Source organism: Arthrobacter sp. ISL-69, assembly GCF_018613775.1.
In the GTDB taxonomy this organism is placed as follows: domain Bacteria; phylum Actinomycetota; class Actinomycetes; order Actinomycetales; family Micrococcaceae; genus Arthrobacter.
In genome coordinates, this window is the sequence record NZ_JAGGPO010000017.1 from 199,347 (window position 1) to 220,691 (window position 21,345).

The 21,345-nt window shown below is 66.9% G+C and carries 16 protein-coding genes; 4 read left to right on the plus strand and 12 right to left on the minus strand.

Annotation, left to right across the window (positions count from 1 at the left end; all coding sequences use genetic code 11):
- Nucleotides 1–34 precede the first annotated feature (34 nt).
- Complete coding sequence (gene tdh, locus J7I79_RS12095) at nt 35–1,081, minus strand: L-threonine 3-dehydrogenase (RefSeq protein WP_214953431.1); 1,047 nt, start codon at nt 1,079–1,081, stop codon at nt 35–37.
- A 120-nt stretch (nt 1,082–1,201) separates the two neighbouring features.
- Between tdh and J7I79_RS12100 the strand changes: the two genes are divergently transcribed.
- Complete coding sequence (locus tag J7I79_RS12100; protein WP_214953433.1) at nt 1,202–2,110, plus strand: LysR family transcriptional regulator; 909 nt, start codon at nt 1,202–1,204, stop codon at nt 2,108–2,110.
- Nucleotides 2,111–2,190: 80 nt separating this feature from the next.
- Here the strand turns inward: J7I79_RS12100 and gatB are convergent, their stop codons facing one another.
- The 4 genes from gatB to J7I79_RS12120 all read right to left on the minus strand — a co-directional run bounded on the left by gatB (nt 2,191) and on the right by J7I79_RS12120 (nt 7,270).
- Nucleotides 2,191–3,699 (minus strand): Asp-tRNA(Asn)/Glu-tRNA(Gln) amidotransferase subunit GatB, encoded by a 1,509-nt coding sequence (gatB, locus tag J7I79_RS12105; protein WP_214953435.1) that lies wholly within the window; start codon nt 3,697–3,699, stop codon nt 2,191–2,193.
- A complete protein-coding gene (gene gatA, locus J7I79_RS12110; protein ID WP_214953437.1) occupies nt 3,699–5,315 on the minus strand; it encodes an Asp-tRNA(Asn)/Glu-tRNA(Gln) amidotransferase subunit GatA in 1,617 nt (538 codons plus the stop codon). Before gatA ends, gatB begins: the two co-directional genes overlap by 1 nt.
- Nucleotides 5,316–5,318: 3 nt before the next feature.
- Nucleotides 5,319–5,615 (minus strand): Asp-tRNA(Asn)/Glu-tRNA(Gln) amidotransferase subunit GatC, encoded by a 297-nt coding sequence (gatC, locus tag J7I79_RS12115; protein ID WP_028272567.1) that lies wholly within the window; start codon nt 5,613–5,615, stop codon nt 5,319–5,321.
- A 146-nt stretch (nt 5,616–5,761) separates the two neighbouring features.
- Complete coding sequence (locus J7I79_RS12120; protein WP_214953439.1) at nt 5,762–7,270, minus strand: CitMHS family transporter; 1,509 nt, start codon at nt 7,268–7,270, stop codon at nt 5,762–5,764.
- Between the two features lie 165 nt (nt 7,271–7,435).
- Here J7I79_RS12120 and J7I79_RS12125 point away from each other — a divergent pair, with 165 nt between their 5' ends.
- Together J7I79_RS12125 and J7I79_RS12130 are read left to right on the plus strand one after the other, a co-directional pair.
- Nucleotides 7,436–9,178 carry an ATP-binding protein gene (locus tag J7I79_RS12125; RefSeq protein WP_214953442.1) on the plus strand — a complete coding sequence of 581 codons (1,743 nt, stop codon included), beginning with the start codon at nt 7,436–7,438 and terminating at the stop codon, nt 9,176–9,178.
- Nucleotides 9,171–9,833, plus strand: coding sequence for a response regulator (locus J7I79_RS12130; RefSeq protein WP_214953444.1), 663 nt, complete (start codon nt 9,171–9,173; stop codon nt 9,831–9,833). The genes J7I79_RS12125 and J7I79_RS12130 overlap by 8 nt, the downstream gene beginning before the upstream one ends.
- Here the strand turns inward: J7I79_RS12130 and J7I79_RS12135 are convergent.
- Nucleotides 9,830–10,213 (minus strand): RidA family protein, encoded by a 384-nt coding sequence (locus J7I79_RS12135; RefSeq protein WP_214953446.1) that lies wholly within the window; start codon nt 10,211–10,213, stop codon nt 9,830–9,832. The two genes, J7I79_RS12130 and J7I79_RS12135, sit on opposite strands and share 4 nt — an antisense overlap.
- Before the next feature lie 46 nt (nt 10,214–10,259).
- On the minus strand, nt 10,260–10,763 hold the full coding sequence (locus tag J7I79_RS12140; protein ID WP_214953448.1) for a GNAT family N-acetyltransferase: 504 nt from the start codon (nt 10,761–10,763) through the stop codon (nt 10,260–10,262).
- Between the two features lie 261 nt (nt 10,764–11,024).
- Between J7I79_RS12140 and J7I79_RS12145 the strand changes: the two genes are divergently transcribed.
- On the plus strand, nt 11,025–12,380 hold the full coding sequence (locus J7I79_RS12145) for an LLM class flavin-dependent oxidoreductase (protein ID WP_214953450.1): 1,356 nt from the start codon (nt 11,025–11,027) through the stop codon (nt 12,378–12,380).
- Nucleotides 12,381–12,419: 39 nt separating this feature from the next.
- On the opposite strand, the gene J7I79_RS12150 is transcribed toward J7I79_RS12145, so the two are convergent.
- From J7I79_RS12150 to J7I79_RS12170, 5 genes are all read right to left on the minus strand, one after another.
- On the minus strand, nt 12,420–13,232 hold the full coding sequence (locus J7I79_RS12150; RefSeq protein WP_214953451.1) for an inositol monophosphatase family protein: 813 nt from the start codon (nt 13,230–13,232) through the stop codon (nt 12,420–12,422).
- Complete coding sequence (ligA, locus tag J7I79_RS12155; protein WP_396020196.1) at nt 13,229–15,607, minus strand: NAD-dependent DNA ligase LigA; 2,379 nt, start codon at nt 15,605–15,607, stop codon at nt 13,229–13,231. The genes J7I79_RS12150 and ligA overlap by 4 nt, the downstream gene beginning before the upstream one ends.
- Nucleotides 15,608–15,738: 131 nt before the next feature.
- Nucleotides 15,739–16,002, minus strand: coding sequence for a hypothetical protein (locus tag J7I79_RS12160; RefSeq protein WP_214953455.1), 264 nt, complete (start codon nt 16,000–16,002; stop codon nt 15,739–15,741).
- Nucleotides 16,003–16,137: 135 nt separating this feature from the next.
- The gene (locus tag J7I79_RS12165; protein WP_214953456.1) at nt 16,138–20,619 is read right to left on the minus strand and encodes an FtsK/SpoIIIE domain-containing protein; all 4,482 of its coding nucleotides are present in this window, start codon (nt 20,617–20,619) and stop codon (nt 16,138–16,140) included.
- Nucleotides 20,616–21,320, minus strand: a complete 705-nt coding sequence (locus J7I79_RS12170; protein WP_214953458.1) for a hypothetical protein — start codon at nt 21,318–21,320, stop codon at nt 20,616–20,618. Before J7I79_RS12170 ends, J7I79_RS12165 begins: the two co-directional genes overlap by 4 nt.
- Nucleotides 21,321–21,345 lie beyond the last annotated feature (25 nt).

Consider the following 21,345-nt stretch of genomic DNA (forward strand, 5'->3'; position numbering starts at 1 on the left):
GGTGGTGGCGGCACGGCGGCCGGTGGCGGAACTGCTAGAAGACGGTCCAGTCGAGGACAACCTTGCCGCCCACGCCGGCGCGGGCAACCTCGAAGCCCTTCTCCCAGTCCGTGGCGGGCAGGGTGTCCGTCACCACCGCCGAGATGTTGGCGTGCAGCACCGGGTTCGAGGACAGCATGGCGCTCATGGCGTACCAGGTTTCGAACATTTCGCGGCCGTAGATGCCCTTCATGGTCAGCATATGCGTGACCACCTTGCCCCAGTCGATGTCGATGGACTGGCTCGGCAGGCCCAGCATCGCGATCCGGCCGCCGTGGTTCATGTTGTCGATCATCTCCGGCAGGGCGGTGGGGTGCCCGGACATTTCCATGCCGATGTCGAAGCCCTCGCGCATGCCCAGTTCGCGCTGGGCATCCTTGACGCGCATCTTTGACACGTCGATGGCGAGGTCCACGCCAAGCTGGCGGGCCAGTGCCAGCCGCGGCGCCGAAACATCCGTGATGGCGATCTTCCGGGCGCCAGCGTGGCGGGCCACGGCAATAGCCATGAGTCCGATGGGCCCGGCGCCAGTGATCAGCACGTCCTCGCCCACCAGCGGGAAGCTCAGGGCGGTGTGGACGGCGTTGCCGAACGGATCGAAGATGGCTCCGAGTTCGGGAGTGACTGAAGGGTCCTGATGGACCCAGACGTTGGTCTCGGGGATAACAACGTATTCGGCGAAGGCACCGTCACGCTGCACGCCGACGCTGACGGTGTGGATGCACATCTGCTTGCGCCCCGCACGGCAGTTCCGGCAGATGCCGCAGACGATGTGCCCTTCCCCGGAGACGCGGTCGCCCACTTTGACGTCCATGACGGCCTCGCCGGTTTCCACCACTTCGCCATAGAATTCGTGGCCGGCAATCAAAGGTGCCTGGATGATGCCCTGCGCCCACGCGTCCCAGGACTGGATGTGGAGGTCGGTGCCGCAGATCCCGGTGGTCATCACGCGGATCTTCACGTCGCCGGGGCCGGTTTCCGGCTCGGGGCGGTCCACCAGCTCAAATCCGGCGTGTGCGCCGGCCTTGTACAGAGCCTTCATTGGCTTCCTTACTCTCGGTGTTGCGGGTGACTCCCTTCATTAGAACCACAAAGAAGCATTAGCACAACCGAATTTTTCTCAATCGACGATTTAGAGATTTCTAAGCAATAGAATCGGTGGATGGAAATCCATCAGCTCGAAATGCTTCGGGAACTCGGCGCGCTGGGCAGCGTCAAGGCGGTCGCCGAAACACTCCTGGTCACGCCCTCCGCCGTCTCCCAGCAGCTGGCGGCGCTGCAGCGAAGCGTCGACGTGCCGCTGACCCGCAAGGAGGGCCGGAACCTGGTGCTTACCGAGGCCGGCCAGGCACTGGCCGACGCCGGTGCCGCCGTCGTGAGCGCCATGGCGGACGCCCGGATGGCGATCGGTGCGTACCACGGCTCCACGGTGGCCCCCGTGACGGTGAGCGGCTTCCACAGCGCCGGGCAGGCACTGTTCGCACCGCTGGCCCGGCTGTTGGACTCACCCGACAAACCCCGGGTGCTGCTCTCGGACGAGGATGTGGCCCAGCAGGACTTCCCGGCGCTCACTGCACGCTACGATCTGGTGCTGGCACACCGCATGGACCACAGCCCGCGGTGGCCGGAGGAGCGGGTGGCCGTCATCCCGCTGGCACACGAGCCGCTGGACGTGGCGTTGTCCGCCGGGCACCGGCTGGCCGGCAAGGAAATCCTAACGGCGCACGACGTCGTCGGCGAACCGTGGGTGACCAGCCACACCGGCTACTCCCCCGCGGATGTGCTGTCCGCCGTCGCGGCCGTGTCCAGCAGGGAACTGAACATTGTCCACCGGATCAACGACTACTCCACCGTGGCGGGACTGGTGGCAACCGGCAGCGTGATCGGGCTGCTGCCGCGGCATACCGCACGGCCGGTGCTGAATCCGGAGATTGTCCTGCGGCCGCTGCAGGGCATAAGCACCCGACGCCGCATCGACATCCTGGCCCGCCCGGAAAACCTCAAGCGGACCTCAGTGATGATGGTCTGCGAGGCACTGGAGGACATCATGGCCGGCCTGGTATCCCCTTAACCCAACTGGGTCGCAGTAAATGTCGTTATGAGCGATCAAAACGACATTAACTGCGACCCAGTTGGGTTAAAACGGGTGACTTAGCCTTCGACGCCGAGCCTCTGCAGGATCAGCTCCTTGACGCGGCCGGCGTCGGCCTGGCCGCGGGTGGCCTTCATAACGCCCCCCACGATCGCGCCGATGGCCTGCAGCTTGCCGGCGCGGATCTTGTCCGCGACGTCGGGCTGCGCGGCGAGTGCCGCGTCGATGGCTTCCAGCAGGGGGCCGTCGTCGGAGACCACGGCCAGGCCGCGCTTCTCCACGATCTCCGCCGGTGTGCCTTCGCCGGCGAGGACGCCGTCGAGGACTTCGGCGGCCATCTTGTTGTTGATCTTGCCGGCTTCGACCATCTTGTTCAGTTCCACGATGGTTTCGGGCTTGACGCCCAGCTGGCCGGGGTCGACGTCCGCGTTCTTGGCGCGGCCGACGATCTCGCCCATCCACCACTTGCGGGCCACCGTGGCGGCGGCGCCGGCGGCGATGGTTTCCTCGATCTCGTCCATCACACCGGCGTTGACCACGTCGCGGAATTCCAGGTCCGAATAGCCCCAGTCGGCCTGCAGGCGCTTACGGCGCTCGGCCGGCGGCTCGGGCAGCGTGGCGCGCAGTTCCTCGACCCATTCGCGGGAAGCGACGATCGGCACCAGGTCCGGTTCCGGGAAGTAGCGGTAGTCGTCGGCGTCGGACTTGGCCCGGCCCGACGTCGTCGAGCGAGTGTCCTCGTGCCAGTGGCGCGTTTCCTGGATGACCGGCTCGCCGGAGTCCAGGACGGCGGCGTGGCGCTGGATCTCGTAGCGGACGGCGTGTTCGACGGCGCGCAGCGAGTTCACGTTCTTCGTTTCCGAGCGGATGCCGAAGCGTTCGCGGCCGTGCGGGCGCAGCGAAACGTTGGCGTCGCAGCGGACGTTGCCGCGTTCCATCTTCGCGTCCGAGACGCCAAGGTTCTTCACGATCTCGCGCACCGCGGCCACGTAGGCCTTAGCCAGTTCCGGGGCGCGGCTGCCGGCGCCCTGGATCGGCTTGGTGACGATTTCCACCAGCGGGACACCGGACCGGTTGTAGTCCACCAGCGAGTAGTCGGCACCCTGGATGCGGCCTGCGGAACCGCCCATGTGCGTCAGCTTGCCGGCGTCCTCTTCCATGTGGGCGCGCTCGATTTCAACGCGGAACACGGTGCCGTCCGACAGTTCGATGTCCAGGTAGCCGTCGTAGGCGATGGGTTCGTCGTACTGGGAGGTCTGGAAGTTCTTCGGGGTGTCCGGGTAGAAGTAGTTCTTCCGGGCAAAGCGGCAGGTCTCGGCGATCGTGCAGTTCAGCGCGAGGCCGATCTTGATGGAGGACTCGATCGCCGTCCTGTTCACCACGGGCAGCACGCCAGGCATGCCCAGGTCCACCTCGTTGACGTTCGTGTTCGGCTCGTCGCCGAAGACGTTCGGGGCGGAGGAGAACATCTTGGTCTTGGTGTTGAGTTCCACGTGGACCTCGAACCCCAGGACGGGATCGTACTTCTCCATGGCCTCTTCGAAGCTCAGGGTTGCGTCAACGCTCATTATTTTGCCTCCTGGGCTTCGACAAGGCTCTCGACAGGCCCGGCCACCGAGGTGGTCAGAGCCGGGGCCTGGGCCAGGAGCGGTCCGCCCCATTTAGCCTCGAGCAGGGATTCAAGGACAGCGCCCACGCGGTACAGGCGCGCATCCTGGCGGGCCGGGGCCAGGAGCTGGATGCCGACCGGCAGGCCGTCCTCATCCGCCAGGCCGCCCGGCAGGGACAGGCCCGGAACGCCGGCCATGTTGGCCGGAATCGTGGCGACGTCGTTGAGGTACATGGCCAGGGGGTCGTTCAGCTTCTCGCCCAGCTTGAAGGCCGTGGTGGGGGCCGTCGGGGAAATCAGCACGTCGGCCTGGGCAAACGCGGCCTCGAAGTCACGCTGGATCAGCGTGCGGACCTTCTGGGCCGAGCCGTAGTAGGCGTCGTAGTAGCCAGCGCTGAGCGCGTAGGTGCCCAGGATGATGCGGCGCTTCACTTCGTCGCCGAAGCCTGCGGCGCGGGTGGCACCCATAACGCGTTCGATGGTGAGCGGCGCATCCTTCGGAAGGACCCGCAGGCCGTACCGCACGCCGTCGAACTTGGCCAGGTTGGAGGAAGCCTCCGAGGGCATGATCAGGTAGTAGGCGCCCAGCGCGTACTTGAAGTTGGGGCAGGACACCTCAACGATTTCCGCGCCGGCCTGCTTGAGCAGCTCCAGCGATTCGTTGAAGCGGTTCTCGACGCCGGCCTGGTAGCCCTCGCCGTGGAGCTCCTTGATGATGCCGATCTTCATGCCGTCCACGTTGCCCAGCCTTGCCGCCGCAACGAGGTCCTCCAGGGGGTCCGGCAGGGACGTGGAGTCATACGGGTCGTGGCCGCCGATGACCTGGTGCAGGAGGGCCGAGTCCAAGACCGTGCGGGAGACGGGGCCGATCTGGTCCAGCGAGGAGGCCATCGCAATGGCGCCGTAGCGGGAAACGCTGCCGTAGGTGGGCTTGACGCCCACGGTGCCGGTGACGGCGCCGGGCTGGCGGATGGATCCGCCGGTGTCCGTGCCCAGGGCAAGTGGCGCTTCGAAGGCGGCGACGGCGGCAGCCGAGCCGCCGCCGGAGCCGCCCGGGATCCGGTCCAGGTCCCACGGGTTGCGGGTGGGACCGTAGGCCGAGTGCTCCGTGGAGGAGCCCATGGCGAATTCGTCCAGGTTGGTCTTGCCCAGGATGGGCATCTTGGCGTCGCGCAGGCGCTTGACCACCGTGGCGTCGTACGGGCTGTGCCAGCCTTCGAGGATCTTGGAGCCGGCCGTGGTTGGCTGGCCGATGGTGACGATGAGGTCCTTGACGGCGATGGGAACGCCGGCGAGTTCATGGAGTTCTGCTGCCGCGGCGCCGCCTGCGGCGCGGATGGCGTCCACCTCCGCGGCGACGGCGAGCGCCTCCTCGGTGTTGACGTGCAGGAAGGCGTGCACTCCCCGCGGGCCGCCGTCGACCGCTGCGATGCGGTCCAGGTAAGCCTGGGTGACCTCGACGGAGGTGACCTCGCCGGCTGCGAGCTTCTGGGCGAGCCGGGCCGCTGAGAGGCGGATCAGGGCTGTACTGTCGGAGCTTGCGCCGTTGGAGCCGGTGCTGTTCAGTTCAGTCATTTATCAGTCCTCATCCAGGATGGCCGGAACCTTGAAGCGGCCCTCGTATGCGTCGGGTGCACCGCTCAGGGACTGCTCGGCTGTGAAGGTGTGGCCCACGACGTCCTCACGGAACACATTCGTCAGCGGGATCGGGTGGGACGTGGCCGGGACATCATCACCGGCGGCTTCACTTACGGACTTCACTGAATCGACGATGACGGCCAGTTCGCCGGCCATCCGGTCCAGCTCTTCAGCACTCATCTCGATGTGCGCGAGACGCGCGAGATGCGCGACGTCGTCGCGGTTGATCGCAGCCATGGATCTCCCCTGCAATGTAGTTTTGGTTTCCCCAATAGTCTACGTTGCAACAGTGTGCCCGCCTGACGACCCCCAGCGGGCGTCAGACGGGCAGCACCGGCCCACAGCGCATCTGCAAGCAGCGTGCGGCCGCAGGCAGCTTCACCCTAGCCGATGCCGATGGCTCCCGTCAGCATTCCGACTCCGAGCATTACCAGCGAGATAACGGCGGTGCGCCACAGCACCTTTTTGTGGTGGTCGCCGAGGTCCACCTTGGCGAGCGAGACGAGCAGCAGGATGGCGGGCACCAGTGGGCTCTGCAGGTGGAACGGCTGGCCGGTGATGGAGGCCCGGGCCATTTCGGCGGCGCTGATGCCGTAGTGCGCGGCCGTCTCGCTCAGCACGGGGAGGACGCCGAAGTAGAAGGCGTCGTTGCTCATGAAGAACGTCATGGGGATGCTGAGGACGCCGGTGATGACGGCCATGAACGGGCCCATGCTGGTGGGGATGATCTGCACAAGCCACGCGGACATGGCCTCGACCATGCCGGTGCCTTTCAGGACACCGGTGAGCACTGCTGCAGCCATGACCATACTGACGACGGCCACGATGGATGGAGCGTGGGCGATGAGCTGGGCGCCCTGGTCCTTGACCTTGGGGAAGTTCACCAGCAGGGCGATGGCCGAGCCCACCATAAAGACGAACGGCAGGGGCACCAGGTCGGCCACGAGCATAACCATCACGCAGACGGTGAGGCCGAGGTTGAACCACTGCAGCTTGGGGCGCAGGGTCTTGCGGTTTGGGTCCAGGGCGGTGTCCGCCATGGCGGAGTCGCGGTCGTCAACTGTTCCCTCAACCAAGGTGCCGGTGCGTTCCAGCACGGCAACGGAGGATCCCTCCGGGGAGAGGCCGGCGGGGCCGCCCGTTGCGGGAACAGGTGCGGCACCGCTGCCGGAACCGCGGCGGGAGGTGCCGCCGGCGCTGCCGGACGTGCCGCCGTCGAACGGCTCTGCAGAGAACGCTTCTGCCGAATCCGGCATGCCCCAGATTTCCGGTGCGGTGGCGCGGAGGCGGTTGCGTTCCTGCAGGCCGAGCAGCCAGGAGAAGACGAGGACAACGACCAGGCCGGCGATGAGGGACGGGATCATGGGAACGAAGACGTCGTTGACGTCGAGCTTGAGCGCGGTGGCGGCGCGGGCGGTGGGGCCGCCCCACGGCAGGATGTTCATGGTGCCGTTGGCGAGGCCGGCCACGCAGGTCAGGACCACGGGGCTCATCTTGAGCCGCAGGTAGATGGGCAGCATGGCGGCCGTGGTGAGGATGAAGGTGGTGGAGCCGTCGCCGTCGAGGGACACGGCGGCGGCCAGGATGGCGGTGCCCAGCACCACCTTGGCCGGGTCATTGCCCAGCTTGCGGAGGATGAACCGCACCAACGGGTCGAACAGCCCGACGTCGATCATCAGCCCGAAGTAGATGATGGCGAACATCAGCAGGGCTGCGGTGGAGGTCATGGACTTCATCGCGTCCAGCACCATGTCCCCGATACCCAGCCCCGCCCCGGCGAACAGCCCGAAGACGGTGGGCACAATGATCAGCGCCAGCACTGGCGTCAACTTCTTCGTCATGATCAGCACCATGAATACCGCGATCATGGCGAATCCTAGTAATACCAGCACGGCCGGCTCCTTTATGTGTTCAGCACCACCCCGGTGTGATGCGTACTACAGACGTTAGAGTGGCCCGCGTCACGGCAGTGCCTTTGGCTCAATTGATTGGCATACTGCTTATTGGGAGCATTTTGCTCATTTAGCTCAGCAGGCCAAAACCCCGTCAGGAGGGCAATGAAGCGTCCGGTACCGAGGCAGCCCCTGCGGTTTTCCACTCAGACCCTCCTGCTCCAGCTCGGAGTGGTTTTGCTCGTTGTGCTGCTCAGCGGTGCCGTGCATGCCTGGCTGACGTACGAACGGCTTGGCCGGGAAGCGGAAAACCAGGCACTCACCCTGGCCCGCACCGTGGCCTCGGATCCCACGGTCCGGCGGGAGGTCCAGGCCATCAGCCGCGAGGCGGGCACTCCCCCGGCATCGGTTCTGCTCACCGGCCCCCTGATGGGGGCGGCCGAGGGTGCACGGACCCGCACCGGGGCGCTGTTCGTGGTGATCACGGATGAAACGGGCCTGCGGCTCGCGCACCCGGACGCCGACCGGCTCGGCGAAAAAGTCAGCACGGATCCCTCCGATGCCCTCTCGGGCAAGGAAGTGACCACCCGGAACACCGGCACGCTGGGACCCTCGGCGGGAGCCAAGGTGCCCGTCTTCGGCCCGGACTCGGACACTGTGGTGGGCGAGGTCAGCGTGGGGTATTCCACCGAGAGCATCGTCCACAGCCTGGCCCGCGACATCACGCCCATCGCACTGACCGCGGCCGGTTCGCTGCTGGCCGGAGCCCTGGCCTCATTCCTCCTGCGCCGTCGCCTGCAGCGACTGACGCTGGGCCTGGAACCTGAGGAGATCAGCACCCTGGTCCATGACCAGGTGGCTGTCCTCCAGGGCGTTGACGACGGCGTGATCGGCGTAGCGGCCGACGGCCGGATCAGCGTCTTCAACGCCGCCGCGCAGAGGCTCCTCGCCCAGCCCGATCTCGCCGGAACACCGTGGGAACAGGCCCCGATCCCGGAGCAGCTGAAGGCTCTGACCCGGCCGGACGCGGCAGAAGCAGACGCCGTCGAAATCATCGCCGGCGCCCGCGTTCTGGTGGCCAGCGCCCGCAAGGCGCTGCACCGGCGGGAGGACCTGGGCTGGGTGGTGATGCTCCGCGACCGCACCGAACTGCAGCAGCTCACCCGCCAGCTCGATGCCGTGGGCACCATGTCCACCGCGCTGCGCGCCCAGCGCCACGAGTTCGCCAACCAGCTGCACACCATCGCCGGTTTCATGAGCATCGGGCAGCACCAGCAGGCCCGCGACTACCTGGCGCGCCTGGCCGCCACCGGCCCGCTCAAGTTCCCGGTGGACCAGGCCGAGCTCCTGCAGGACCCGTACCTGCAGGCTTTCGTCGGCGCCAAGGGCGTGGAGGCGGACGAACGCGGCGTGACACTGCGCATCGGCCCGGAAACGCTGGTGCGCGGCCAAGTCACCGAACCGCAGGACGTCACCACGGTGCTGGGGAACCTGATCGACAACGCCGTGAACGCCGCCGTCGCCGGCTCCGCGGAGGACCGCTGGGTTGAAGTGGAACTGCTGGACGAACCGGGGCCCGACGGCGGGACGCTGCACGTCGTCGTCGCGGACTCCGGCGACGGCCTGGCTCCCGAAACGGCGGCCGGCGGGGCGGAGGCGGTGTTCGGCGAAGGATTCACGACGGCGGCACGGCCGGCACGTGCCGCCGGCGGGCAGGGCCTGGGACTGGCACTTGCCCGGCAGCTTGCGCGCCGCCGCGGCGGGGACGTCCGGGTCCTGGAGCCCGGCTCCCCCGGCGGCCCCGGCGCAGTCTTCATGGCAACGCTGCCGCGGACCACAGCCGACCTGCCCGGAAAGGACAAGCTCATCAGGAACGACAGTTTGATCGGGGAGGAAAGGGATGTCTGAGGATTTCAGGGTGCTGATTGTGGACGACGATTTCCACGTCGCCAAGCTGCACGCGGCCTACGTGGATTCGGTGGCCGGCTTCCTCGCGCTGCCGCCCGCGGGTTCGGCGTCCCAGGCACTGCAGGCCATCCACAGCCTGCGCCCGGACCTGGTGCTGCTGGATGTGTACCTGCCTGACGGCTCGGGCCTGGACCTGCTCCGCCAGCTGGATGTGGACACCATGATCCTGAGCGCGGCGTCGGACGCCGTTTCGCTGCGCGCCGCCTTCCGGCGCGGCGCCCTGGGGTACCTGCTGAAGCCGTTCACGGCCGAGTCGTTGTCCCAGCAGCTCCGTTCCTATGCCCGGTACCGGCGGATCCTGGCCCAGCCCGGCGCGCTGGACCAGGACACGGTGGAGCGGGCCAAAAGGTCCTTGATTCCCGGGGACGCCACGGTATCGGCCAAGCCGCGCTCCGCCACCGAGGCGGCAGTGCTGGAATCCCTGGTGCCCGGGGAACAGTATTCGGCGGCCGAGGTGGCGGGGCGGGTCGGTGTTTCCCGGGCCACCGCCCAGCGATACCTGTCCTCGCTGGCGGATGACGGCGCCGTCGACATCCAGCTCCGCTACGGAACCACCGGCCGCCCCGAACACCGCTACGGCCTCCCGGCCAGCTAGCTGGCGCTCTTCTGAGCCACGAGTTCGATCTCCACCAGCATCTTGGGGTCGAGGAACGGCAGCACATGGACCAGGGACAGGGTGGGCCGGATCTCGCCGAACACTTCACCATGGGCGCGGCCGGCGTCTTCCCACTTGCTGATGTCGGTCAGGTACAGCTTGGACTGCACCACGTCGCCGTATTCGAACCCTGCCTCGGCCAGGACTGCGCCCAGCTTTTCCAGGATGGACTTGGTCTGGACATAGAAATCCTCGCCCACGATTCCGTCTTCACCGCTGGCCGCGGTGGCGGAGATGTACAGGGTGTTGTCCACCTGCACCGCACGGGAATAGCCGAGGGTCTGCTCCCACGTGGAGCCGGAGCCGAATGTCTTGCGCATGGTCTGCCTTCCGATGGTGCCTTGAGTCGGCACCACTTTAGGGCGGCTAGACGTCCAGCCGGTAAACCAGCAGCTTTATGTCGGTATCCGGCACGAACCAGTCGCGCTCGGGTACGCGCTGGAAGCCAATCTTGCGGTACAGCCCGTGCGCGCTTTCCCAGGTGAGGCCCGTCGTGAGGGACACGGCCCTGACGCCTCCCAGCGCCTTGGCGTGGGCAATAATCGCATCGACCATGGCCCTGCCGGCGCCGCTGCGCTGGACCGCGGGGTCCACCACCAGCATGCGGAATTCGAGTTCGTCCGCCAGCGCGATGTCCGCGAAAGGCTCACCGGCGACGGCGAGTGTCACGGAACCGACGACGCGGCCCGCCCGCTCGGCAACCCAGATGGTGGCCTGGGCGGCCCGCTTTGCGACGTCCTGGATCTGCAGCATGTACGGGTGGTCGGCATTCGCGAAGTAGCCCGCGGCAAGGTAGGCGTCCCGCGTAATGCGGGCCACGGCGTCGTAATCTGCCGGGATGGCGGGGCGAATGAGGATCTGCGGATGCACTTATCCATGCTAATTGCGCGCGCGTCCCGCAGCCCGCAAAATGGCTGTTTCCGTGACTGAACTATCAGTGGGCCCGGATGGCCTTGTGTTGCGCCGCGTGTCCGGGCGTTGCCGGGTGTTTCCCTCTATTTCCGGGCATTTCCCGCTGTTTCGCGCCGTTTCTCCAGTGGTCGGCGGGGCTGGCAGCGGCAGGTGCGGCTGTGGTTGATTTGCATCACCAACACGCCGCCCGGACAACAACCCGACCGACAGGATCACACCATGGCACCGTCCCAGCGCACCCTGCACCTTAATGCTTTCCTCATGAGCACCGGCCACCACGAAGCCTCGTGGCGGCTGCCCGAGAGCAACCCCCGGGCCAGCACGGACATCAGCCACTACCGCAACCTGGCACAGATTGCCGAGCGCGCCACTTTCGATTCCATCTTCTTCGCGGACTCGCCCGTGATCTTCGGCAACGTGGGCCGCCGGCCGGCCGGAAAGCTCGAACCGACGGTGCTGCTGACCGCCATCGCCGCAGCCACCGAGAAGATCGGCCTGATTGCCACGGCCTCCACCACCTACAACGATCCGTTCAACCTTGCCCGCCGCTTCGCCTCCGTCGATTTCGTCAGCGGCGGCCGTGCCGGCTGGAACGTGGTCACCACTGCGGGGCCCGACGCCGCGCGGAACTTCGGCGTCGATGACCAGCCTGCGCACGCCACCCGTTATGAACGGGCTGCGGAGTTCCTGGACGTCGCCGGCAAGCTCTGGGACAGCTGGGATGACGACGCCGTGGTGGCGGACAAGGAGGCCGGAGTCTGGGCCGATGCGGACAAGGTCAGGCCGATCGACCACGTCGGCAAGCATTTCAGGGTGCGCGGTCCGCTGAATGTACCGCGGTCGCCGCAGGGCTACCCGCTGATCGTCCAGGCCGGATCCTCCGAAAACGGCAAGGGCCTGGCGGCGCTCTACGCGGAGGCTGTGTTCACTGCGCAGCAGACGCTCGAAGACGCGCAGGGTTTCTACGCCGACCTCAAGGCCCGCACCGCAGCCGCCGGACGCGACCCGGAGGACATCAAGATCCTGCCCGGCATTGTGCCCGTGCTGGCCGGCACGGAAGCCGAGGCCAAGAAACTGGAACGCGAACTCGACGATCTGATCCGGCCCGAGTATGCGCGCATCGAACTGGCGAAGACCCTGGGCGTCAGCCCGGACGACCTGCCCCTGGACAGGCAACTGCCGGCAGACCTTCCGCATGAGGATTCCGTCCAGGGCGCCAAGAGCCGCTACACCCTGATCGTGGAGCTTGCCCGCCGCGAACAGCTCACGGTGCGCCAGCTGATCGGACGGCTGGGCGGCGGCCGCGGCCACCGCACGTTCTCGGGAACGCCCGAGCAGGTAGCCGATGCCATTCAGCTCTGGTTCGAGAACGGTGCCGCGGACGGCTTCAACATCATGCCCGCAGTGCTCCCCTCAGGGCTGGAGGCTTTCGTGGACCACGTGGTGCCGGTCCTTCGGCGGCGCGGCCTGTTCCGCACGGAGTACACGGCAGATACGCTGCGGGGTCACTACGGGCTCGAGCGGCCGCTCAACCGTTACTCCGGTGCCGCCGGGCTGGCTGCCGCGCACGCCTGAGCCGCGCCTGAGCCCCTGCCGCTCGTCGCCCGCCGCCCGTCAGAGCGGAAACTTCCCTGACAGCTCCAGCGTCCCGGCGCATGTCCACGCGGCGAGGCGTTCCTCGTCGGAGGGTCCGCCGTCGACCGGGCTGGTGAGGCGCGGGCGGCGGACCCAGCATCCCGCCTCCTCGGCGATGAGGGCACCGGCTGAGAAATCATGCTCATTGAGACCGCGTTCGCCGAAGGCGTCATGGGTTCCGTCCGCCACAAGGCACAGGTCCAGGGCAGCGGACCCCAGCCGGCGCACATCGGCGAAACCGTCCATGAAGCCGCCCAGGGCCTCGGCCTGCTCGGCACGGACATCGGGATCGTAGCTGAAGCCGGTGGCCAGGATCTGCCCGGCGCGGCCTGGAACGGGACCGGTGAGCTGGGTCCGCTGTCCGCGCTCCTCCAGCCACGCGCCCTGCCCGCGGGATGCGTAGTAGACGCGGCCCAGGGCGGGGGCATTGACGACGCCGGCCAGCCAGGCGCCGTCGGGATCCGCCACTGCCACGGACGTGCCGTAGTAGACGATGTTCCGGATGAAGTTGGTGGTGCCGTCCAGCGGGTCGATTGACCAGCGGTACCCGCTGGGATTGTCCCGGCTAAGCGTGCCGTGTTCCTCGCCGGTCACGGTGTCCTGCGGCCGGGCGCGGGCAATGACTGCACGTACGGCGTTCTCGGCGGCGACGTCGAACGCCGTGACCCAGTCCCCGGAGTCTCCCTTGTTGCTGATGTCCAGTTCCGCGGCGTTCCGGGTGGCGAGCACCGCGGCCCCGGCTGCGGCCGCCTCCTTGGCCACCTCGAGCAGGTCTGCCGGTGTGACACTCATTCCCGCAGCTCTTCCTGGTGGTCTTCGGCAACGTCGCCGTCGGTGGCGGCTTCATCCGACGCGTCCCCGGGAGCACTGTCGGAAGCGCCGGCAGGAGCGCCGGCGGTCCCGCCGGCGGGCCCGTTGGCCAGGAGCTCCCGGAAGCCGTCCTCGTCCAGCACCGGAAGGCCCAGCTGCTCGGCCTTGTCCAGTTTTGTTCCGGCGTTCTCACCCGCCACGACGTAGCTGGTGTTCTTGGAGACGGACCCGGCAGCCTTGCCGCCGCGGATAAGGATGGCTTCCTTGGCCTCGTCCCGGCTGAACCCTTCGAGGCTTCCGGTGACCACGATGGTCAGCCCTTCCAGGGTCCGCGGGGTGGATTCGTCCCGCTCATCCGCCATCCGCACACCGTCTTCAGCCCAGCTCTCCACGATTTCGCGGTGCCAGTCCTCGGCGAACCATTCCTTCAGCGCCGCCGCGATCACCGGGCCCACGCCGTCGACATGGGCCAGATCTTCCTCGGAGGCCTGTCGGATGGCCTCCATCGAACCGAAGGCCGTGGCAAGGGCGCGCGACGCGCGGGGCCCGACATGCCGGATGGACAGCGCCACCAGGACGCGCCACAGCGGCTGGGTTTTGGCTTTCTCCAGTTCGCTGAAGAGCTTTTCGGTAGTGGCCGTCGGCTTCGAAGGCGACTTGGCCGTGCCCTTGCTGAAGAAGTACGGCACCAGTTCGAATTCGCCGGTGCCCACTCCCTTGGACCGCTTCTCACGGCGGATGCGGACATCTGCAAGGTCTTCGCGTGTGAGCCGGAACAGCGTGGCTTCGCTGGCCAGCGGCGGAGTTTCGGGCTCAGCGGGCTGGGTGAGGGCAATGGCGGCTTCCCAGCCGAGAGCCTCGATGTCGAAGGCGCCGCGGCTGGCCACGTGGAAGACGCGTTCACGCAGCTGCGCAGGGCAGGAGCGTGAATTGGGGCAACGGATATCGACGTCGCCTTCCTTCCCGGGAGCAAGCGGCGTCCCGCAGGACGGGCAATCCGTGGGCATCACAAAATCCCGTACCGGCGGATCCTGCTGGTCCCGGAGCGCAAGCACCGGGCCCACGATCTCCGGGATGACGTCCCCGGCTTTCCGCAGCACCACGATGTCGCCGATCTTCACACCCTTGGCCTTGACGACGTCCTGGTTGTGCAGGGTGGCCATACCCACCGTGGAACCCGCCACCTTCACCGGTTCCATCACGCCGTACGGGGTGACGCGGCCGGTGCGCCCCACGTTCACGGCGATGTCCAGCAGCTTGGTGTGGACTTCCTCCGGCGGGTACTTGTAGGCGACAGCCCAGCGCGGCACCCGAGAGGTGTACCCGAGTGCGCGCTGCGTGGCGAAGTCGTCCACTTTGACCACGATGCCGTCAATCTCATGCGTGAGGCTGTGCCGCTTGTCGCCGTAGCGCTTGATGAAGGCGAGCACTTCCTTGAGGCTGCCGAGGAGCTCAAAGTACGGGCTCGTTGGCAGGCCCCAGGCGGCTAGCTGGCGGTAGGTGTCCGACTGGCTGGCCGTTTCCAGCCCTTCGCGGGCACCGATGCCGTGCACGTACATGCGCAGCGGGCGCTTGGCCGTTTCCGCCGGGTCCTTCTGGCGGAGGGAGCCGGCCGCGGCGTTGCGCGGGTTGGCCAGCGGCGCCTTGCCGGCCTCGATGAGCGCCTCGTTGAATTCGGCGAAGGCCTGGGACGGAATGAAGACCTCGCCGCGGACCTCCATTTCGGCCGGGAAGTTCTCGCCGGTCAGCTGCTGCGGGATTTCCTTGATGGTCAGGACGTTGTGGGTGATGTCCTCGCCGGTGTAGCCGTCCCCGCGGGTGGCGGCCCGGACCAGTTTGCCGTCGCGGTAGAGGAGGTTGACCGCCAGGCCGTCGATCTTGAGTTCGGTGAGCCAGGTGGGACCGGCGGCGCCATTGCCGAGCTTGGCCACGCCTGCCTCGGCCTTGGCGATCCAGGCCTCGAGTTCCTCGAGGGAAAAGACGTCCTCGAGGCTGTACATCCGCTGGAGATGTTCGACGGCGGCAAAGGCGGCGGACACCTCGCCGCCCACCTCCTGGGTGGGTGAATCGTTGGATACCAGTTCGGGGTGCATCGCTTCGATCGTTTCGAGCCGCCGGAAGAGTTCGTCGAACTCGGCGTCAGAAATGGTCGGCGTGTCCTCCTGGTAGTAGGCAAAGCGGTGTTTGCGCACCTCTTCCACCAGGTTTTCGTATTCCCCGCGCACGGCACCGGACGGCACCCGTTCCCCTGCGGCGCTGGCCTGGGCTGTTGTTGCCTCAGTCGGCGCTGACCCGGCAGGGCTTGCGTCATTCTTGCGTTGCGTTTCGGTGTCTGCTGCCGTGTTTCCTGTGCTCACAGACCTATCCTGCCTTAGATCACTGACATTGTCTGGCACCCTCAAAGGCGAATGCCGGGTTAACAGCCGGATGCCCCGGACGCTGTGTGGCGTCCGGGGCATCCGGCATGTTCTCCCTGTGGGAGGCCTCCCTAGTGGGAAGCCTGTTCCTGCTGGGAAGCGTTCTTGGTAGCCTGCTTGCCGGCTTCCTGCAGCGCCTGTGCCACCTTGGCCAGGGCCGTCACGTGCGAACCGGACCACTCGCTGCGGAACTTGTCCGCGTCCGGGCCCTTCCAGTCAGTGCCGTCAAGAGCCTTCGACAGCTGCGACTTCTGCTTCTCAATCTCGGACGAACCAGCCTGAAGCTTGGTTCCAAGTGCCTTGAGCTGAGCAATGTCTGCGCCCCACATAGCCATTAGTTATCTCCTTTAGTCAACGGACCCGATCCGATCGGCTCCCCAGCGGCCCCCGGCTCATCCGGAAGATCCATTACCTAGAACCTATCCCGCGGCCCAACCCACCGTCGATGGGCACCGCTCCCCATGCACCACTCACCGTGCCGCTCCCACACGGCCCAGGTCCGGTTCGGTCTGGTTGCGGTTCTCAGGGGGCAGCGCGATTTGCAGCTTGCGGACCTTGCCCCGGCCCACAATGTAACCGCGTCCCGGAATGAAGTCTGAACTGATCTTGCCCAGTGAGGTGTTGAGTAGGCTGTCGCCTTCGATGTCGCCGGGATTGATCAGCAGTCCCCGCCGGCCGGATTTGAACGGCTGCGACAAGGACCAGGCGGAGGACCAGGTAGAGGTTTCAGACTCTCCCACCACCCACTGATCGGACTTGATGGACGTGGTGACAAGCCGCTCGATGCCGGACTCGGCGCCGGTGTCCGTGAACTCGGTGAGACCCTCGATGAAGATGGCAAGCCTGCCGGGGTTCTCCGCGGAGTAGTCCACCAGTCCGTCAATGGCTTCTTCGACGTCATCAGAGCCCACGAGTGACCGGTTCCATACCTTCAGCGACGCCACGGCGGACCGGCGGGAGCCGATGTAGATCAGTTCGGCGCCGGGGTTGGACCGGCGCAGGGCGTAGGCCATGGTGACCAGTGCAACTGTCCGGCCAGCCCCTGGCGGACCGGCAACGAGCAGCGGGCCCTTGGCCATGATCTCGGCCGGCTGGAGCGTTTCGTCGTCCACACCGATGACCGGAAGGTCCTGGCTGCCGGCCGGAAGGATGTCCAGGTCAACCTGTTCGGGCAGGCGTTCGATCTGCGGCGCCTTCTCCACGCCTTGGCGCAGCATGGCCTCGCTGAGCTTGTGCACCTCGCGCGCCTGCAGTGCCAGGTTCGAGTCGCCGCCGAGCACGGCAAGCTGGACCTCATGGGCTCCGAGCAGGCCGCGGCCCGGGGGTGACGACTGGCTCAGGACGTCCTTCGGTACATCGAGCGAAATGTAATCATCTTCGGACGAGAGCCGCAGGACCAGGCGCCGCTGGATGGACGCCAGCAGGGAGGTCGGCACGGAGTTGGTCCGGTCGGCACTGACAACGAGGTGGATGCCCAACGGCCGGCCGTCCGTGGCCAGCTGCAGGAAAATGTCCCACAGCGCGGACAGCCGGCTGTATTCGTAGGCTTCGCGGAAGCTGGACATGCCGTCCACCAGGATGAAGATTCGCTTCTCTTCCGGGTCGTTGGCCAACTTCCGGTATTCCACAATGGTGGAGGCGCGGACTTCGGAATAGCGGGCGGCGCGGTCGTCGGCCACGTCGCGCAGCCACCGGAGCAGCCTTCCGACACGTTCGACGTCGTCGCCGTTGATGATCTCGCCCACGTGCGGCAGGCCGTCGAGCATCTTCAGTCCGGAGGAACCGCAGTCGATGCCGTAGACGTGAACAGGGCCTCCCCGCGGAGTGATTGCCGCGGCGATGGCGATGCCCCGCAGGGCGGCTGACTTGCCCGATCCACCCGTTCCGTAAATGGCCATGTTGCCGTCTTTGTCCGGCTCGTAGAAGACGGTGGGCTGGTCTTGGTGGGCGGGGTCGTCGGCAACACCCAGGAGGAGGCGTTCGTCCGTCCTGGGGTTGGGCAGCTTGGAGAAATCGTAGGTCTTGGCCAGCTCGTTGAGCCACGGTTTACGTGGCGGCGCGATGGAAAGCACCTCGGCCGCCTTGATGATGTTGGCCGTCATCCGCGCAATGTCGTTGGGGCCGGCAGGTTCCTCACGCACAGGCTTCTCAGGCGCGGGAGCGGCCCAGCTGGGCCCCGATCCGAAGGCCATTTCCACGATGTCCATCTGGGGGGCCTGCGGTTTTTCCGTGGTCCAGCCGCCGGCGTAGCCGGTCTGGAAGCCCTGGATCCGGCCGGGGCCGGTCTTCGCGGCACCGCGGCCCGGGATCGAGGGGTCGAAGTAGGCCGCGGTGGGGACGCCGAGAATGTCCGTGGCATCCTCCTCGTCGGCCATGCGGAGCGCCACCCGCAGGTTGGTGTTGGCGCGCAGGCTGTCCTTGATGACGCCGGCGGGCCGCTGGGTGGCGAGGATCAGGTGGAGGCCCAGGGACCGGCCGCGGGCTGCCACATCCACCACACCGTCCACGAACTCGGGGACTTCGGTGGCGAGGGCCGCGAACTCGTCCACGATGATGATGAGGTACGGCGGAGCCTCGGGATCCGCCTCGCGCTGGAGGCCCAGGAGGTCCTTGGCTTTCTTCCGGTTGAGCAGGTGCTCCCGGTAGTGCAGTTCGGCCCGGAGGGAGGTCAGGGCACGGCGCACCAGGTGCTGCGAGAGATCGGTTACCAGGCCCACGGTGTGAGGCAGGTGCAGGCAGTCGGCGAAGGCGGCACCGCCCTTGTAGTCCACGAACAGGAAGCTCACCCGGTCCGGGCTGTACGCGGCCGCCATGCCCATGACCCAGGACTGGAGGAATTCGGATTTTCCGGCGCCCGTGGTGCCACCCACGAGTGCGTGCGGGCCCTCGTTCTTCAGGTCGAGGTACAGCGGTTCGACGCCCTTGGATCCCACCAGGGCACGGAGCGTGCCGTTGTCCTTGCGGTTGGCGACGGCGGTGGCCCGGACCGTGTTGTTCTCTTTCCAGCGGTCCGCCACCGCCTGGGGGTTGTCCATGAAGTCCTTGCCGATCAGGCTCACGTAGGACACAGCGCGGGGCAGGTCGGAGTCGTCGTCAACGGGCTTGCCCACATCCACCACCGGGGACAGCATCCGGGCCAGCTGGGTGGCCAGTTCGGCGTCGAGGCTTTCGCAGCTGACCGGGTAGGTGTGGCGGCCCAGCCGGACCTGCCCGGTGGTGGTTCCATGGTCGCCGTCGACCACCATGAAGTCGCGGCACGCGGCAGGAAGCGACTGGACGCTGGTTGCCACCCACATGACGTGGACGCCGGAATCCGGCCCGCGTTCCACGAGCCGTGTCAGCCGGCCGCGGTCAACCGGAGCATCGTCTTCGACGATCACCAGCACGGACGGCAGGACGGGGGCGGGGATGTCGCCGTTCTCGCTGTCGACGCCTGGCCGAGGCGCGGGACGCGGCGACTGCGCGCCCGCTTCGCGCTGGTCAACGAGGTCCTCCAGCCGGGCGAGCAGCGAGGACCCGCCGGCAGGGCCGGCCGCGAGGTGGTCGCCGCTGAGCGGGCTGTGCCCCGAGCCGACGTGGGGCAGCCACTGAAGCCAGTTCCAGCGCTCCCTGGACTGGGCGGAGGTGATTGCCGTTACCACCACTTCGGCCGGGGAATGCAGCCCCACGGTCTGCAGCACCATCCCGCGCGCCACATCGTCCACGAGGCCGCGGCCGCCTGCGAGCCCGAAGGCGCCGGAGGAGCGGAGCTGGGACACGATGGGAACACCTTCAATGTCCTGGAACTGTTTGAGGCAGGCCTGGATTTCCTGCATGTACTCGGCTTCGGTTTCGTTGTTGCCGGGCTCCTCAAACGAAATGCGCGACGGCGCCGTACCCAGCCCGAAGCGCAGGCCCAGGAACCCCTTGTGCTCGGGCCGGTGCGTCCAGAGCAGGGGTCCCAGCTTGTAGATGGAATCCACCGTGTCGCTGACGGAGGGAGCCTCCTGGAGGCGCACGGAGCGCTCGATGTGCTGAAGTTCCGTGATGTCCTTGCGGAACACTGCCATCGCTTCGCGGAACTGCTTCAGCTGCTCCTTGCGTTCCCGCTTGCTTTGCATCTTATGGTCCACGTAGTGGCCGATGATGAACAGCGGCATCATCATCATGAACAGCACCGACAGCACGTTGCCCGTGACGGCAAACAAAATAGCGCCCATCATGAGCGGCGCGATCAGCATGATGTAAGGGAACGGGTGGTGGTCCTGGCGTTTGGGTCCGGCCGGGAGCACGCGCTTGGGTGGGGCGAAGCGCGGCACGACGCGGGGCGAACGGTTGAAGTCCACCAACGGCGACGTCGGCGCACCCCCATGGTGGCCAAGCCCCACAACGGAAACGGTCGTGTCGCCAAGCGTCACTGTGTCCGAGGAGTTCAGGGTTGCGCGGGTGACTGGTAGCCCGTCCATGATCAGCCCGTTGGCGGAATTCGTGTCCACGATTTCCACGGTTTCCCCCACCGTGATGCGGGCGTGCCGCTTGGACGTCATGGGGTCCGATAGCCGGATGTCGACGTCGCGGTCCCGGCCGATGTAGCTGGTGCCGGACGGCAGCGAAAATTCCTGCCCGACGTCGGGCCCGGACAAAATACGGAGTGTCGCCGCGGCGGGTCCGCGGCTGGCTCCGGGCGCGGCAAACTGCTCGCTGACCTGTGTCAGCGAGACGATGGACCCGGGCCGGAGCCCCGATTCCAGCAGGTTGTCCGCGCGATTGAGGATGTTGCCGCGCATCCCGCCGGCCACGAATGCCTCATCGATGCAGAGCGAGAGGTTCTCCGGCGGCTCGGTCCCGCGCCGCTCGGGATCTGCGGCCCACAGCTGGGTGGCGATGTCCGCCACGGTTGCCAGGCCGTCAACGGTTACGGCGAGGTCTTTGGCCTCGGCCGGATCCCGGCGCAGTGTCAGTCGGATTTTCACCCTTCGTCGACCCCCCTCATTTGCTCGATCAGGTCCAGGTCGTCCGCCGTCACCAGGTGCGACGTCACGGCGTGTTCAACCAGCCGCGCGCGCCGGTTGGTGGCCAGCTTCCCGACTCCCCCGCGGAGCCCGGCTACGCCGACGCGGTCCAGTTTGTCGCACACGTTGTCCAGCTTTCTGTTGAACCGGGTCAGCGCCCAGCCCAGGGTCTTGGCGGCGGCCGCCGACGACGGGATGGCGCTGAAGCCGGTGCCGTCGCGCCGAAGCATGGGCTCGGCGAGGGCAACGATGAGCGCTTTTTGGGAATCGGTGAAGACAACCGGTCCGATGGTCGTGTCCCCGCCGCTCTCCTCACCGGGGGCCTCCTGCCGGAAGGAGGGAGTCTTTAGGTGGACGGCAAACTCATATGTGGTCGGGCCGGCGGTGAAGATCACGTTGGTGTGGCTGAAAACAAGCGGAATCCGGGCGCCGGGCGAAAGCCATGCCTGCATCCCGCCGGTGCCGTCCGCAATGGTGGCGGACAGCATGCTTCCTACGTTGCTGAGCCACCAGATGCCGTCGTACCGGGCAATCTGGAGGAACCGCCGGTGCAGGTACGGGTTGTCGTCGACTTCCAGGTCGCCCTCGCGTCCGATGCTGAAGACGTCCTCGTCCGACGGCTCGTACCATTCGCCACAGAAATCTACTGCTAGATCCCCCATTTTCCGTGCCCCCTTAGTCGGCTGT